Genomic DNA, 15,078 nt, shown 5'->3' with positions numbered 1-15,078 from the left:
GGGGTGGTCTCGGGTGAGACTGCGTACGCCTCTGCGTCGGACAGGCGGTAGTGACGCTCCATCAGGTCTCTGCGGGCCTCCACGGTCGTCGACCGGGGCCGGTGACGGTTCTGGTCATGCAGGCCGATGCAGCGTCCGGCAGCTCGCTAGCCGCGGGGACATCGGCGGACTGACGCAACTAGCCAAGCTGCGGGACCAGGCTGGGGACAGGGAGGGTGTCGAGCCCCTGGCGCGGCAGGCCGCCGACCACGGCAGGTCCGACGTACCGGTACGCCTGGCCATGCGGCGGGAGGAGGCTGGGGACCGGGATGGCGCTGAGGCCGTGGCCCGGCAGGCGGCCGGCCGCGGGGACAGGTTGATTTGGCTCTTCGCGGCCGAAGAGGCGGGGTTTCTCATGAGGTTATGGCCATACGGACTGGACCCGGATGGCATGCCGACGCCCCGATGGCACTGATTCCTGCGGCACCGGGCAGGGTGGGCTCACGGCATTGGTCGAAGGTGCGTGCCTCTACCCTCCAAGGACGGGCTGCTGTGCTTGAGCCGGAAAAGGATCGCTTTTCCTTGACTATCGAACGACTGAAGTACTGCGACGCCGGGTGCGACTCGGAGGCCATCGCCGGACTCTTCACTGCCGACGGACGTTGGGTGGTCGATGGCGAGGGTGCAAGTCTGAACAGCCGCGAGGAGATCCGGAAGCATTTCGCGCGCTGACGAAGCGGATCCCCTGAACGCGGCCACTGACCTGCGCAACGGCATGGAAGTCCCAGGGCGAGTGCGGCCATCTCATGGGCCATGGCGCCGGCGACGGATCCCGGCCCACTGGATCCACGCTCGGTGAATTGGCCTGCGAGCCGGTGTGCCCACCCCATCACCCCCTCCCGTATGGCATGCTCCCGTCAATCGATACACGCAGCCCACGGCTACCCACCGGCGCACCCCAGCCGGTGGGTAGCCGCCGAGCAGACCGGGATCCCGGTCGCCGTAAAGGAGTTACGCGTGAGAACCATCCCCCACAGATCCGTCGCCGCGCGCACCCTCGCCGTCGCCGCACTGGCCGCCGTGTCCCTGCTCCCCGTCCACCCGGCGTCCGGCGCCACCGACGCGGCTGCGGCCTGCGCGCCGACGCAGGCGGTCGTCAACGGCGGCTTCGAGAGCGGCACTTCGCCCTGGACACAGTCGTCCACGAGCGTGATCACCAGCCGTTCCGGCCAGTCTGCGCACGGCGGCACCAGCTTCGCCTGGCTCGACGGCACCGGCGGCACGCACACCGACACGCTCTCGCAGAGCGTGACGATCCCGTCCGGCTGCAGCACCGCCACCCTGTCCCTCTGGCTGCACATTGACACCGCCGAGACCACCTCGTCCACCGCCTACGACAAGCTGACGGCGAAGATCGGCAGCACCACGCTGGCGACCTGGTCGAACCTTGACAAGGCCACGGGATATGTGAAGAAGACCCTCGACGTGTCGTCGTTCGCGGGGCAGACCGTCACCCTCGCGTTCACCGGCGCCGAGGACTCCAGCCTGCAGACCAGCTTCGTCCTCGACGACATCGCCCTCGACACCTCCGGCGACACCGCCCCGCCGGCGGACTCGACACGGACGCCGGCCGCGCCCTCGTACACGGTGAACCTGAGCAGCAACACCTCCGGCACCGTCTGGACCGGCCATGAGAGCGCCACCTTCACCAACACCTCCTCGACCGCGCTGAGCGAGGTGTACCTGCGCCTGTGGGACAACTACCACGGCACCTGCGACGCGATGCCGATCACGGTCACCAACGTCACCGGCGGCACGGCCGGTTCGCCCTCCGTCGCCTGCACGGCGCTCCAGATCACCCTGCCGACACCCCTGACACAGGGGCAGTCCGCCACTATCGGCTTCGACCTGGGCATCACCGTGCCCAGCGGCGCCGACCGGTTCGGCCATGACGGGGCGTTCAACAACATCGGCAACGCCCTGCCCGTGCTCGCGGTGAAGGACGGCTCGGGCTGGCACCTGGACCCGTACACCAACAACGGGGAGTCGTTCTACTCCCTGGCCGCCGACTTCAAGGTGACGCTGGACCACCCGAGTTCGCTCCTGGTCCCGGCCACCGGCACCTCGACCGACACCCCAGGATCCAGCGGGCGCACCGTCACCACGGCGACCGCGACGAAGGTCCGTGACTTCGCCTGGGCGGCAGGCCCGTTCAGCAAGATCTCCGGTACCTCGGCGGCCGGGACGCCCATCAACATCTACTCCGTCTCGGGCATCAGCTCCTCCGACGCGCAGTCGATGCTGAGCACCGCCAAAACAGCCGTCGACGCACACGCCGGCCGCTTCGGGGCCTACCCCTACGGCGAGCTGGACGCTGTCATCGACAACAACTACTGGTTCGGCGGCATGGAGTACCCGGGCTTCGTCCTGGACCTCGTCAGCACCACCGCGCTCACCCACGAGATCGGCCACCAGTGGTGGTACGGCATCGTCGGCGACGACGAGTACAACAGCCCCTGGCTGGACGAGGCGTTCACCGACTACGCCACCGACCTCGCCCTCGGCAAGACCGGCGCCAACTGCTGGAACAGCGTCTCCTGGGCCTCCTCTGCGGAGAAGATCACCAACTCCATGGCCTACTGGGACGCCCACTCGTCCCGGTACTCAACCGTCGTCTACGGCTACGGCAAATGCGCCCTGCATGATCTGCGGCGGCTGATCGGTGACACGGCGATGACCAACCTGCTGAAGAGCTACGCGAGTTCACACTGGTACGGCGTCTCGACCACCGCCGAGTTCAAGGCGGCGGCCCAGGCAGCGACCAGCACGGATCTCACGTCCTTCTGGAGCACGCACCGTATCGACGGCTGAGTCGGCGAAGGTCAGCCGACCGGGACGAGGAAGGTCAGCACCGAGGCGGTCCTCCTCGATCAGGGGGCGAGCGCGGCGTTGAACGGGCCGCTGTAAGGAGCCTTGAGGTGCGCCTGGAAGGCCTCCTCGTCCCGGTAGTCCTCGTAGATCCGGAAGGCACGCGGTTTCGCCTCCTTGGTCAGGACGTCGAAGACGAGGTTGGCCTCCTCCTCGCGCACCTTCTCGGCGTAGTCGAGGATCAGGTGGGCGACCTCGTCCTTCGCTCTCTCGCGGGCGGTGAATTCGGCGAGCAGGGGCTTGGGCATGGTGGTGTCCTTCGTTGTCAGGTCGGTCGGGGTCAGCATGGCCATCACCCTGGTGAATCCCGACTGACTGCCGCAGGTCGACGCCTATCGGCAGGTGTCGAAAGCGACCGGTTCGAAACTGGTCTTCGCCGCCGGGCAGGTCGCCTGGGACATCGACGGTGTCACGGTCGGCGAGGGCTACCTCGCCGCCCAGGTGGAGCAGTGCTACCTCAACGTCGGCACCGCCCTGCTGGGGCCGGCGGCTCCTTCGACGACGTGGCGAAGCTGACCGTCTACGTCGTGGACTGGAGCGCGGACAAGATGCCCCTGCTCATGGAGGGGCTCAGTCGGGCGGCTGCCAAGCTGGGAGTCACCGCCGCGCCCCCCGCCTCGCTGCTGGGCGTCGCGGCGCTGGACATCCCCGGTCATCTGGTCGGGATCGAGGCGACCGGCGTTCTCGACTGAGCGGAAGCCCCCGTCCGAGCGGAGGGCCTGGTCGGGTTTCACCGTCCCGAGCCGCGCTGGGCTGTCCGAGGAGGCGGCGTCGGGTTCCGCGCCATCACCCGCGCATCTCCGTGAGAGCGCCCAGAGTCGTCAGCAGCGGGAGGTCGCCTTGGGTGAGGCTGGAGGAGAAGGAGTTGACGCTTTTGAACCCCAGCAGCGCCGCCTGGTAGCACCGAGCAGCTCGTCCGGGTCGCCGTCCGTGGGAACGTCGGCCAGGGCGCGGGGGCGCTGCGGTGGGTGCCGGTGCGTTTGTCGCGTCCGGGGCGGGTGGCCATCCAGTCGGTGAGGTCCAGCGCGGTCGCCGCGGCCTCCACCACCGCGGATGTCGCCCAGCCGAGTCCTGTTGGGGGGTGGCACTCGTCCGGCTCCCGTGTGGATGCGAACAGTCCGGCTGTTGCCAACCATGAGACGCAAGATGCCCGTGAGGAGAACCCGCATGTCGTTGTCGCTGATGGAGCACAGGTACAGGGTCGTCAGGACCGATCCTGACGGGGCCTCGGAACGATGAGCCTGAGCAGTCCGCGATTCGCCGGCGACCCTGTGCTGGAGGCGTGCGCAGCCGACTCCCACGTCATGGGGCCGGGGGAGAAGGGGATGGCAGTGCGGCGCGTTCAATGGGCCCTGCTGGACCTTCAGTTCGATCTGCCGATGTTCGGCGCCGACGGTGACTTCGGCGGCGAAACAGCCGCAGCCGTCAGCGCGTACAAGGAGTCCCGCGGCATCTCGCCCAGCGACGGCAAGGTCGGCCCGATGACCATGGGCCGCCTCGACACCGAACCTCTGCCGAGCCTCGACGACCTGCAGATGCACTACTCCGACCGGCGCTCGTTCTACAGCAACCGCGCACTGGCGAAGGCCCGCGACAGCGAGAATGCCGAGTGGCTACCGGAAGCGGGGTGGGCCGCGAACCGGGCGAGGGTCGTCGACCTGTACGGCTACTACCGCGACCTGTACCAGACAGCACCGACGGAATTCCTCTGGGCCGGTCTCGGGCGTATGGCAGGAGGCGCGGTCGTCGGCGGGCTGGACAGCGACCCGGCCTTCATCGAGCAGGCCATCATGGTGAGAATCGGCAGAGACATCTTCTTCGACCTGGCCTGGCTGCACGAAGCCTTCCTGGACCATCCGAGTGAGGCCATCAAGCTCGGCCATCTGCACGACCGGTTCAATGAGTACACGACCTACACCGCCGGCCTGCCGGCCTTCGCCCCAGGATTTCCTACCCGCTCCTACGGAGCGGCATGGAACAAGATCACTACCGGGCTGATCGCCGAAGGCAACCGGGATCTGCTCGAGAACGAGCAGAAGTCAATCATTCCGCCGCACTACGAGGTGCTGCGCACGTTCGTCTTCTCCGGGCTTCCCACTCCGTTCACCAACAACATCCATCCCTACCACCGCGCCTTCATCCGCGAGGTGCCGAGCGGGGACATCCTCAACACCGAGGACCGCTGGCGATGGATCACCTTCCCGGACGGGATGTACCAGCGATGGGACGACATCGGTGTCGACGAACGCGTCCGGCTGACCAGCCTGCCCATGGACGACCTGACCGCAGGCCAGTTCGGCCCGGCCGGACGTCCCGAGCTGCTGCCTCCGGGCGGTCCGTAGACCATTCGGTGACCCTCGCGGCGATCGCCGAAGCGCGTCAACGCCCCGCTGTCGGACATCCCATGGCGTGGGGTGTCAAGTCCCATTCATGATCGCTCGCCCTCAGCTCCCGCCCCCGCTCACCCTCCTGCCCGACATCGATGACGGTGAGGAACGCACCACCCTGGTCGCTGCGGACGCTCTGGACGACTGGAGGTACGCGCTTCGTCGCCCAACTCGCCGCCCCCCCGCACGCAACGACTCACCCTGAACCAGGACGGCCGAACCGAACACCTCCTGATCGACGTGGACGCCCGCGCCTGGGCCGCCGCCGTTCAGGACGGCGAGACCTGGACCGTCCGCCAGGGCGGACCCACTCGCCTGTGGGACCACGTCGAGGAGACTGTCACCCGATGGCGCGTCGACGGCGCCCCGGGCCTGGATCAGTTCGAGATCATCGTCACCCCTGAAGGGCAGACGGTGGCCTGGTCTAGGGTCTGACGACAACGAGGGCCAGGAGGCGCGGACGATGGCGGAAGAGGAGCCCCTTCACAAGTGGGCAGCCCGACGCGACCGGCACCCGCAGAGCTGCCCCCTAACCGACGGAGCCCGCGCCTCCCATGTCGTCCCCGACGCGCCACGCGCGCTGTTGGAGTGGGACGGACACGCTTGGGTGACGGTGGGCGTCGCCGCGAACGCGGATGCGGCCAGGGAGTTCCTCGGACATGTTTGCGGGCTTGCCCCCGAGAGCGGGCAGGACGTTCAGCCCCAGGGCTGCCTGCACCAGTTCTCACTGCTTACGGTGGGCGGTCGCTGGTGTGGCCGGCCGTCAGTGCAGGATGCTCACAGCTCGGGCGATCACGAGGAGCGAGGTGAGCAGGGCGGAGACGCTCTGGATGCTCATCAGGAGCTTTGCGCGGGTCGACAGCGGCATCGTGTCGGTCGGGCTGAACGCCGTGGAGTTGGTGACCGACACATAGAGGTAGTCCACGAGAGTGGGGACCCAGTCCGAGGTGCCGCTGGCGCCGTCGGCCACTTCTTGGATGGCGTCGTCGTTCTCGTCCTGCGAGAAACGGAAATCCGCCAGGGGCAGTGCCGAGCGGGGCACTTGGGTGCGGCTGACCGGGCCGCCGCGGTCCAGCTCCCAGTAGGCCAGGCCGAAGACGATGATGTTGGTGAGCCACACCTGTAGCGCCGCGATCAGCAGGGACCGGCCGTCCTTCACTCCGGCGTACACCAGCTCGTGGACCAGGATGCCCAACGCCACGAGATTGCTGACGGCAATGACCGCCACGAGCGTGAGAGACAGCACCCGGAACGCCTTGGTCTGCCGGGTCAGACGCTTCGGGTTGATCGCGATCAGCGGAATGAGCAGCAGGCACTCCAGGGCGGGCAGGACGTAGCGCGGAGCGATCAGCAGCCGTTGCGGCAGGAACAAGTAGAGGGCGATCGCGGCGAGCGTCGCGACGACCGCAGGCAGCCGAGCTTCGCCCCTGCGTTCGTGCCGTGGATGCCTGATGCTCGCTTCCGCACGCGAACGTGCCATATCGACTCATCCTTCCGGTCGCCGCCACGGACAGCGCCACGAAGTCCTGCATCCTTCATTGGCGCAGGCCACCGGGCATCTCCAGCACCTACCCCGAATGCTGCCCTTCCTGCGATGGAGGTCGGGTCACCCGACGCGCCGGGTCGTCTCCCCGGCCTGAGCGGGTACGGCGGGTAGGGGAGACGGTGCAGGAGGCGCAGCACAGTGCCTGGGCGGGCTGAGGCATTCGGGGCAGTCGCGTTTGGGGGCCTGGCGCGATTCGCCTGGGACGCGAGTTGCTTGGAGATGACGTCCGACCACCCAGCGTTGAGGCGGGTGGAATCGGCGATCGCCGCGCGTAGGGGGGCCATTGACACGTCGACGGCTGCCTGCACGGCGGGGACGTTGATGAGCGTGAACTTGTGACGGGGTACGGGCTGGTCCGCCCCGTTCTACCCGGCCTGGGGGCGATCGTCGTCGCTGTCACCGGGCTCAAGGCCCGACGGATGGTTGGTCATGCTCTCCCATGATGGAGGACGCCGATCAGGGCATCCCGCCCAATATGCCCATTCTTAATCAGGAGCCTCGGCGTTCACACGTTCTCCGACTATGCCGCCAAGCAGCCTGTTGCTCTGGGCTATGGGCTGTCCGCGTGAGGTGGCGTTGTAGGCGAGTTCGGCCACCCCGCGACACGAGTTAGCCGGGATGCACGGCGCGCCGCTCGCCTGCCCACGGTAAGCACGATCAAGCCGCCGAGCTGCGCATGCGACGGCGCGGACAGCGACAGGAAGCGGGGGCCCTGGCCGCCGGGAACCAGTGGGTGGGCCGCCACCGGTGGTCAACCCGTACAGGCTGACGGCTCCCGCCGTGTGAACAGGGAAGGGAGCCGTCTCAGGGGTGTCCGGAGGCGTTATGCCTTCAGTGGGTCATGCGTGGCGGTGCGAGTGCCGGCTGCCGGTGACGAGGCGGTAGAGGGCGAGCAGGATGACGGAGCCGGCGATCGCGGCGATCCAGGTGGAGAGGTCGAAGAACCCGTCGATGGAGTCGACGCCGAAGGCGACCTTGCCGAGCCAGCCGCCGAGCAGACCGCCGGCGATCCCGATGAGCATGGTGATGATGATGCCGCCGGGGTCCTTGCCCGGCATCAGGAGCTTGGCGATGGCGCCGGCGAGCAGGCCGATGAAGATCCACGCGATGATGCCCATGGTGCTGCCTCTCCGTTTAGTCAGATAAAGGCTGTGTCAGCTCATCGTGTGCACCAATCGCGCCCGAACAAACGTCTTCTCTCAGACCCGGCCGCGCCAGCTCCTGACCTCAGAGGAGCGGAACCGAGAGCGGGCGACGGTTCCCCGACCGGGTCGGCGACGGACGCGCCGACTTTTCCCATAAGCACCGCTGGCACGGCGTGAACGTGCAGGTAGGCGTTCGCGCTGTGCTGGACGGTTACACCAGGACGGGAAGCGATATGAGCCCGCGGACGAGGCGCGTGTGGCGCCACTCCAGCCGGTCGGCTGGTCCAGCGAGCCGGATTCCGGGAAACCGGCTCAGTATCGCTTGCAGGGCGATCTCCGCCTCGGCCTTGGCCAGGGGAGCGCCGACGCAGCGGTGGATGCCGTGGCCGAAGCTGAGGTGGGCGGTGGCGTTCCGGTCTAGGTCGAGCAGGTCCGGTGACGGGAAGCGGGCCGGGTCGCGGTTGGCGGCTCCGAGGGCGATCAGGACCGGGGTGTCGGCCGGGATGTGGGTGCCGCCGAGCGTGATGGCTTCGGTGGTGTACCGGAAGGTGGCGGTACTGACGGGGGAGTCGAATCGAAGCAACTCGTCGAGTACGGCTGGGATATCGTCCGGATTCTTGCGGAGGCGATCCAGCTCGGCGGGGTGCTGGAGCAGCGCGAGGGTGGCGGTGCCGAGGAAGTTGGTGGTGGTCTCGTGCCCGGCCACGAGCAGCAGTACCGCCAGGGAGACCAGTTCCTCTTCGCTGAGACGGTCGTCTCCGTCGCGAGCCGAGATGAGTCCGTCGAGGAGGCAGTTGCCGGGGTTCAGGCGCTTGGCGGCGATGAGGGTCGTCATGTAATCGGCCAGGGAATGCGAGGCCGAGTCGATGGCGTCGGGGTGGCCTGCCGCGAACAGCTCTCCGGACCAGCGCCGGACGTCGCGTCGGTCGCCTGCAGGCACGCCGAGCAGTTCGCAGATCACGATGACCGGCAGCGGCACCGCCAGGCCGGCCACGAAGTCGAACCGTTCACCGACGGGCCACTGATCCAGCAACTCGTCGGTGACGCGGGCGATGAACGGGCGCAGCTGCGCGACGGCTCCGTTCGTGAATGCCTTGGTCACCAGCTTGCGCAGCCGGGTGTGCTGGGGTGGATCGGTGGCCAGCATGGTGTGTGCCACCGCCGGGTGCAGCCGACGCCGTGACTCCTTGCCCGCGAAGAACGCGGCCGTGTCCTTCGAGAGCCGAGCGTCGCCGAGGGCTTCCCGGGCTTCCGCGTAGCCGGTGACCACGTAGCTGGGGTGCCCACCGGACCCGGTGGCCAGGGGCTGCACGGGGCAACTGGACCGCATGGCCGCGTAGGTGGGGTAGGGGTCCTGGAGGAAGCGGGGATCTTGGCTCAGGTCGGTCATGCTTTCAGGCTGCAGCCCGCTCAAGCTGGTCGCCATCCGCGACACGCCCAACACAGGGCCCGCAGGAGTTGGTTGGTCGGTTGCCAGAAGGAGCAGGAGCCGCTCCGTGTCCGCGCAGAGGTCCGTGTAGGAGACGGCCTTCGCCGACGGCAGGACGACATCGTTGGCGAACCGGCCGGTCTTCGAGGCGGCGGCACGGCCTTCCCAGCCACCGCTTCGACCGCCGTGGCTCCTTGCTCCGTTCCAGTGCCGAATATGGCCTGGGCCCGAGATCGGGAGGGCCCCTCGTGTGTGCCGGCCCTGACAGTCACGTGCGCGTCTTCGATGCCCGCTCCGGACAAGCCCTCACCTACGGCCCGCAGGAGCGGGCCGCCGTCATGGCCGAGGCCGACCTATTCCTCACGTGCCTTGTCGCGGAGCAGGAGGTCTGGCCGGGCGATGACCTGCTGGCCCCACTCTTCCGTCAGGTGTGAGCCTCACCGCTTGCCGGCGTACACGTGATGATGCCCAGCCGAGCGCGCGGTGCCGCAGGACGGTCTGCAGGATGTCCTCGACCAGTCGGCACCAGGCCCGGGAGACCAGGGAGCCGTGCTTGCCGTCACGGCGGCCAGATACGCGGTGACGGCGGCTGTGTCCTGGGCCTGGTGCGCAGTCCGATGTGTCCGTCAGGGAGGAATCAGGTGGAGTTCGGCGTCGTGAGCCTGATACGTCGACCGTGCCGTGCCGAGTGTGGTGACCATCGAATCAGGTTCTCCGTAGGACTCGGCCTGCGCCGGCCGCGATGGTGGTGGCCAGCAGCCAGCCGGTGCCGATGAGGACGATCCCCGCCCACTGCATGGCCCCGGACGGCTCGTATGCCCGTTCCTGGCCGAGGTCGACCAGCGGCAGCAGGAGATCGAGGGTGTAGATGACCGGCTGGAAGCGGGGGTACGGGCCGCCGCCCACGGGTTCGGGGTGCCACGTCCCGAAGAGTGCGGAGCCGACAGCCAGAAGGCACACCAGCAGCCATACCGCCCGCAGCGGGCGGTATCCGTAGCCGACCGCTGCGTCCTGCAGCAGGCTCCACAGCCGGGCGGGGAACGCGAGGGTCGGCCGCAGGTTGCGCTGTTTGGCGACCAGGACGGTCCGGGCGTCGGCGTCCCGGCCGTGGCGTCGGTAGACATCGGCCAGTTGCTCGTAGGGCTGGGGCTTGAAGCCCTCCGGGTCTCGCATCAGCCAGGGGAGGCGTTCCGTGGCGGGCAGGGTGGGACGCAGCATGTCGTACACAGTGCCGTCCAGTCTGAGGGACGTGGGCCAGTTGGCAGGGATGTCCCGGATCAGCATCACTTTGGTTCGGCTGAGTGCAACATGTCCCTTGGGCGACTCCGCGAACTGCAGGGACAGTTGGGCCGCGGTCGTGCCGTGGCAGGCGAGGGCTTCCTCTGCTCCGGCCGCGTCCAGGATCGCCCCGTGGAAAGACACGTAACTGCGGACGGTGGCATTACTGATGCCGACCCTGCCGTGAGCGGTGAGGCCGCGACCGAAGTGTGCCACCCCGCCCACGTCGATTCCGTTGGCGCTCAGGGCGTCCAAGTCGCCCCCGGGTGCCGTCAGTTCGGCCCCGTCCAGCAGAAGCGAGCCGCCGATCCGGGCGTCGCACAGGTCGACGGTGCCGTGTGCGGAGAGGCCGTCACGGCAGTCGAGGTCGCCGCCGATGTGCGCGCGGGCCGCCGTCAGTGCCGTACCAGAAGAGTGGTTCAGACGGGCGCCCTTGAGGACGACGCTGCCGCGGATCGAGGTGTCCGCGAGGGTGATCGGTCCGTCGACGACGACCCCGCTCGGCCTGGATGTCGCCTCCGACCTGGGCGCAGCCGAGGTGGAGGGCATAGTCGCCCGCGTCCAGGCCCGGGCCGGTTAGGGTGGCGTCGAGGAGCTCCAGCGACGCCCCGATCGAGGCTCCACAGAGGTTGACCGTTCCGGAGCAGGAGAAGCCGCGTCCCATGTACAGGCCGCCGCCGACGGTGAGTTCGGACATCTGGAGATTTCCGTTGGGGGTGCTGATCGTCGCTCCCCGGAGTATGAGCAGGTCCTGCACGCGGGCATTCGTCAGGTAGAAGGTGCCTGCGCAGTCTAGACCGGTCGCCGACAGGGATTCGTCCACGGCGACGGACCGGGCGTCGATGGCGGCCTCCCCGGGGCCGGGGCGGACCTTGGCGCCGTCGAGGAAGAGATGGGTGCCGACGGACAGCGAGCGCAGGTCCAGGGTGCCGTTCACCGTGCAGCCGGTGACCTTGAACTCCCGGGCGGTTTGGGCGCTGTGGGCTCGCAGCCCGGGGAGCTGGCACTCGTCGAGTTCGAGCGCCTCCAACTGTGCGCCGTCCAGGCGCGGCGCCTCATCTAAGCGGCACCGCCGCAGCCGAACGGCCCCGCGTACGGCCGCCTCGGACAGGTCCAGCTCCCCGCGTATCCACACGTCCCGCAGCCGGATCCGGGCGAGGTGGCCCGAGCGCGGGGGCGGCGCGGTCAACAGCAGCTGGCGCACGGCCTCTCCCCGTACCTCCGGCACACCCTCGCACCACTCACCGCGCCGGTAGGCCTCCCACATCCGGCACTCGCCCTCACCCCACCCCGTCGGCGGGTCGTCATCGTCCGCCACCCGAGTCCCCCTCTTTGCAGTGACGCCAATCGAGCACCACGTTGCTGCCCACACGGGGGAAGAAGTATCCGGGCTCCGTATGGAGGAGCCTGTTCGCCTCATCCCGATCTCATCGATGGCGCGCCAAGTGCACTGCGCTTCATGTGGCCAACTACCGCGGTCTTGAGTCACGTGGATCACCGCTGGCCACTCTGTTCAGCGAACGATGGCCAGTCGAGGCTTGGACTGGGCGATTCGGTCAAAAGGATGCTCAGGCCAGAGGGCCGTGAGAGCCCCCCAGTTCCAGAGCCCTGCAGGTCCGCGGGACGGTTGCGGCCAGGGCGCTCGGACGGCCAGTTCCGCGAGGCGGATAGGTCTTCAGCCCTATGGGTGCCGGAGAACTGGCACTGCTGGCCGGAACGCGTAGGCCTCAGGCTGTTCGGAACTCAGATCCGGTCGATCTGATCACAAGCTGGTCCACGGGCGCGGATCGGCTCCGGCGAGCGGTACCCATACCGGTGCGGACGGGCCGTGCCTTTCGATGTCCTCCAGGATGGTGGCACCGAGTGGTACCTCCCGGGCGAGGCCGGCGACGAGCGGGTGTTGGGCGGTCATTGCCTGCAGATCGCTGATGCGGTCTGCCAGCCTTCCTCGGGTGGCGCCGGTGAGGATGAACAGGACGCGGGGGAAGACGGGGTACCAGCGCAGCCATGCCGGGCCGGTGGTGGCGGTTCGGCGGCGGCCGACGGGCTGGGTTTCGTACTGGAAGAGCCTGGCGTAGTCGATCAGTTTCACGGCCAGGCGTTCGCTGCTCATGGTGGTGCGGTCGACTTCGACGAACGCGTGGAGCTTGCGCCGGTGTTGGCCTTCGGTGGCGGTGTAGTGGAGGACGGCGTCGGCGACGAGGCGTTCGCCTTCGCCGATGGGGTGGGCGACTTCGGGGGGCCAGTCCCAGGGGCCGTGTTCGTGTCCGAGTCGGCGGGCGTCGGTGGCGGAGGGCAGGTGGGCGCGGACGACGCACAAGGTGTGCGGTGTCTTGAGGGAGGCGGCGGTGGTGGAGGTGATGGGGTAGGGGGGGGGCCGTCCTCGCAGGAGGGGGAGGTCGCGGGTGAGGCGTGCCCCGTCGGGGGTGAGGTACCAGGCGTGGGTGCGTGATCGGTCTGCTTGCTGTAGCGGGGTGAGGTCGACCAGTTCGGCGGTGCGCAGTTGAGGACGCGGGAGATGAGTTGGCGGGGGCTGTGGGGGCGCAGCATCTGCCGCAGTTGGCCGGTGGTGGCCATGCGGTACAGGGCGAGTGCGGTCAGGACCTGCAGGCGCAGGGGTTCAGCAGGGCTGGGGCCGGTTCGGGGCCCGGAGCACCTGAAGGGGAACGGGTCATAGCAGCAGACAACCCCCTGCCCCTGACCATGACCCCGACCACGGGACCCTGACCAAGGTCACGGCTCAGCAACGGTCTCGTGGTCAGGGGTGTGGTCGGGGCATGGTCGGGCCCACCAACTGCGAGTTGACCGTGCCATCCGGACGGATGAAGAAGATGGCCGGTCCGCAGCATTGTCTGCTGCTGGGTGTGGTGGTGAAGCCGTGCCGTGTCGGCCATTGTGCGGCGCCTGGCCCGCAAGGGATCAACTCCCCACACCGGGGGTCGCCTTCACGGGGGTGGTGAGCGGATATCCACTCACCACCAGGTATCTACTTCCTGGACCGTTGGGCTGCCTGTTCGAGGATGCGTCTGCGTGTCCAGCGGCGGCGTCCGTTTTGGCGTCCGGCGTTCTCGGCGACCCCGTCTGTGGTCTTCAGCAGGGGAAGGTTGCCTTGGGAGAGGCTGCTGGAGAAGGAGCCGACGCTTGCGAAGCCCAGCAGGGCCGCGGCCTGGCTTGCTCCGAGCAGCTCGTCCGGGTCGCCGTCTGCGGAGACCTTGGGCAGGGGCGGGCGTTGCTTGGTTCCGGCGCGTCGTCCGCGGCCGGGGCGGGTGGCCATCCATGTCTGGAGGGTCGCCACTTTCCACAGTTGGCGGCGGTAGGGGTTGTCGGCGGTGCCCAGTTCTTCGACCTCGTCGGGTTCCGGGAAGTAGCCGGGGTGGTCGCGTACGAAGGTGGTGACCTGGCTGGGGTTCTTGTAGCCGAGGTACCTGGAGGCGTCCGCGGCGTTCAGCAGCGTCTGCGGGTCGAGCGCCAGCGGCTTGTGCTCGGCGAGCCGGGTGGGCGGACGGTGGGCGAACCACTCGGTGACTGCGGCGTGGTCCCACAGGCGGGCGCGGCCGCGCTTGCCGACGGGCTCGGGAAACGCCTCGCCGGCCGCGTTCGTGGTGTGCTGGGTGTAGAGGCTGGTGATGCGTGCGGGTGTCAGGTCGTGTTCGGCCGCGATCTCGGTGGCGTCGGCCAGGCGAGGCTCTGGTTGCGCGGTCATGGCAGAACCGACCCTCCCGTCAGCGGTGCGCCGGTCACCCCGGCACGTAAAGCAAATTATGGCAGAAGTTTCGGGTGGGGGTCCAGCCCGCGCCCCAGGGGTTGTCCCCGGCGGCCGTACTCGCGGCTCGTGGGCCTACCTCTCGGGGATCAGGTAGATGCGGTGGCGTGCGGCGGCCTCGGCCGTCTCGGTGTACGCCTTGGCGGCCGGCGTCATCTCACATGCGGCCGGGGCCAGCAGCACGATCACTTGGTTGCTGCTTTGCGCGCAGCCGGTACAGCCGAGGATTCGAAGATTTTGTGGTCGCAGGGCAGGAGCGGCGATCGACCTTCAGGTCCGCGGGTTCTTCTGCGGCGACCCTGCCTGCAGCAAGAGGACCTTCGCCGGGCAGGCTGACCGACTGGTGTTCAGCCACGGCCGTCGTTCGGTGATGCTTGAACGTCTGCCGTACAAGGTCGCGTTGACGCACGGCGGGCACGTGGCCGTGCCGGTGAGCGGGCCGATGCTCCTGCGGCTGATTTAGGAGCCATGGGCCTCCCGCAGATGCTGACCGTGCTCGGTGTTGATGAGGTCGCATTCTGTCGAGGCCCGGCGTGATGAATGCCGGTGGGCCGTACGTGTCTGCGACGAGTGTGTGCGCATGCGGCGCCGGGTGTGGCGGGGTGCCCTGCTGTGGGGGGAAG

The 15,078-nt window shown here is 68.4% G+C and carries 10 protein-coding genes and 4 pseudogenes; 7 read left to right on the top strand and 7 right to left on the bottom strand.

What is annotated here, in order from left to right; genetic code table 11:
- Positions 1-531: 531 nt before the first annotated feature.
- Both OG885_RS00210 and OG885_RS00205 read left to right on the top strand, forming a co-directional pair.
- Positions 532-711 carry a hypothetical protein gene (locus OG885_RS00210; protein ID WP_405724243.1) on the top strand — a complete coding sequence of 60 codons (180 nt, stop codon included), beginning with the start codon at positions 532-534 and terminating at the stop codon, positions 709-711.
- 285 nt (positions 712-996) lie between these two features.
- On the top strand, positions 997-2,850 hold the full coding sequence (locus OG885_RS00205; protein ID WP_405724241.1) for a M1 family aminopeptidase: 1,854 nt from the start codon (positions 997-999) through the stop codon (positions 2,848-2,850).
- 11 nt (positions 2,851-2,861) lie between these two features.
- Here the strand turns inward: OG885_RS00205 and OG885_RS00200 are convergent.
- Positions 2,862-3,155 (bottom strand): annotated as a pseudogene (locus tag OG885_RS00200) (putative quinol monooxygenase).
- A gap of 67 nt (positions 3,156-3,222) precedes the next feature.
- Here OG885_RS00200 and OG885_RS00195 point away from each other — a divergent pair.
- From OG885_RS00195 to OG885_RS00180, 4 genes and pseudogenes are all read left to right on the top strand, one after another.
- Positions 3,223-3,599 (top strand): annotated as a pseudogene (locus OG885_RS00195) (RidA family protein).
- 633 nt (positions 3,600-4,232) lie between these two features.
- Positions 4,233-5,249: a peptidoglycan-binding protein gene (locus OG885_RS00190; RefSeq protein ID WP_405724239.1), complete on the top strand. Its 1,017-nt coding sequence runs from the start codon at positions 4,233-4,235 to the stop codon at positions 5,247-5,249.
- A 285-nt stretch (positions 5,250-5,534) separates the two neighbouring features.
- On the top strand, positions 5,535-5,729 hold the full coding sequence (locus OG885_RS00185; RefSeq protein WP_405724237.1) for a hypothetical protein: 195 nt from the start codon (positions 5,535-5,537) through the stop codon (positions 5,727-5,729).
- 28 nt (positions 5,730-5,757) lie between these two features.
- Positions 5,758-5,949, top strand: a pseudogene (locus OG885_RS00180) (DUF6087 family protein); the annotation flags it as partial.
- A gap of 108 nt (positions 5,950-6,057) precedes the next feature.
- Here OG885_RS00180 and OG885_RS00175 read toward each other — a convergent pair.
- The 3 genes from OG885_RS00175 to OG885_RS00165 form a co-directional block, all read right to left on the bottom strand.
- Positions 6,058-6,774 carry a hypothetical protein gene (locus OG885_RS00175; protein WP_059193318.1) on the bottom strand — a complete coding sequence of 239 codons (717 nt, stop codon included), beginning with the start codon at positions 6,772-6,774 and terminating at the stop codon, positions 6,058-6,060.
- A 905-nt stretch (positions 6,775-7,679) separates the two neighbouring features.
- Positions 7,680-7,958, bottom strand: coding sequence for a GlsB/YeaQ/YmgE family stress response membrane protein (locus tag OG885_RS00170; RefSeq protein ID WP_059193317.1), 279 nt, complete (start codon positions 7,956-7,958; stop codon positions 7,680-7,682).
- A gap of 238 nt (positions 7,959-8,196) precedes the next feature.
- The gene (locus OG885_RS00165; RefSeq protein WP_405724235.1) at positions 8,197-9,375 is read right to left on the bottom strand and encodes a cytochrome P450; all 1,179 of its coding nucleotides are present in this window, start codon (positions 9,373-9,375) and stop codon (positions 8,197-8,199) included.
- Between the two features lie 311 nt (positions 9,376-9,686).
- On the opposite strand from OG885_RS00165, the gene OG885_RS00160 reads away from it, so the two are divergent.
- Positions 9,687-9,848, top strand: a complete 162-nt coding sequence (locus OG885_RS00160; RefSeq protein WP_405724233.1) for a hypothetical protein — start codon at positions 9,687-9,689, stop codon at positions 9,846-9,848.
- 271 nt (positions 9,849-10,119) lie between these two features.
- Here OG885_RS00160 and OG885_RS00155 read toward each other — a convergent pair whose 3' ends face one another.
- From OG885_RS00155 to OG885_RS00145, 3 genes and pseudogenes are all read right to left on the bottom strand, one after another.
- Positions 10,120-11,241 carry a membrane-associated oxidoreductase gene (locus OG885_RS00155; RefSeq protein WP_405724231.1) on the bottom strand — a complete coding sequence of 374 codons (1,122 nt, stop codon included), beginning with the start codon at positions 11,239-11,241 and terminating at the stop codon, positions 10,120-10,122.
- A gap of 1,213 nt (positions 11,242-12,454) precedes the next feature.
- A pseudogene (locus tag OG885_RS00150) lies at positions 12,455-13,269 on the bottom strand (replication-relaxation family protein).
- Between the two features lie 409 nt (positions 13,270-13,678).
- Complete coding sequence (locus tag OG885_RS00145) at positions 13,679-14,395, bottom strand: hypothetical protein (protein ID WP_405724229.1); 717 nt, start codon at positions 14,393-14,395, stop codon at positions 13,679-13,681.
- Between the last annotated feature and the right edge of the window lie 683 nt (positions 14,396-15,078).

Source organism: Streptomyces sp. NBC_00028, assembly GCF_045041065.1.
Taxonomy (GTDB): Bacteria; Actinomycetota; Actinomycetes; order Streptomycetales; family Streptomycetaceae; genus Streptomyces.
Note: the sequence above shows the minus strand (reverse complement) of the source record. Positions and strands in the feature narration are given on the sequence as shown.

Coding starts and splice junctions, on each gene's coding strand:
- OG885_RS00175 (WP_059193318.1), bottom strand. CDS start 6,774: ATGGCACGTTCGCGTGCGGAAGCGAGCATCAGGCATCCACGGCACGAA.
- OG885_RS00145 (WP_405724229.1), bottom strand. CDS start 14,395: ATGACCGCGCAACCAGAGCCTCGCCTGGCCGACGCCACCGAGATCGCG.
- OG885_RS00190 (WP_405724239.1), top strand. CDS start 4,233: ATGGCAGTGCGGCGCGTTCAATGGGCCCTGCTGGACCTTCAGTTCGAT.
- OG885_RS00170 (WP_059193317.1), bottom strand. CDS start 7,958: ATGGGCATCATCGCGTGGATCTTCATCGGCCTGCTCGCCGGCGCCATC.
- OG885_RS00155 (WP_405724231.1), bottom strand. CDS start 11,241: ATGCCCTCCACCTCGGCTGCGCCCAGGTCGGAGGCGACATCCAGGCCG.
- OG885_RS00165 (WP_405724235.1), bottom strand. CDS start 9,375: ATGACCGACCTGAGCCAAGATCCCCGCTTCCTCCAGGACCCCTACCCC.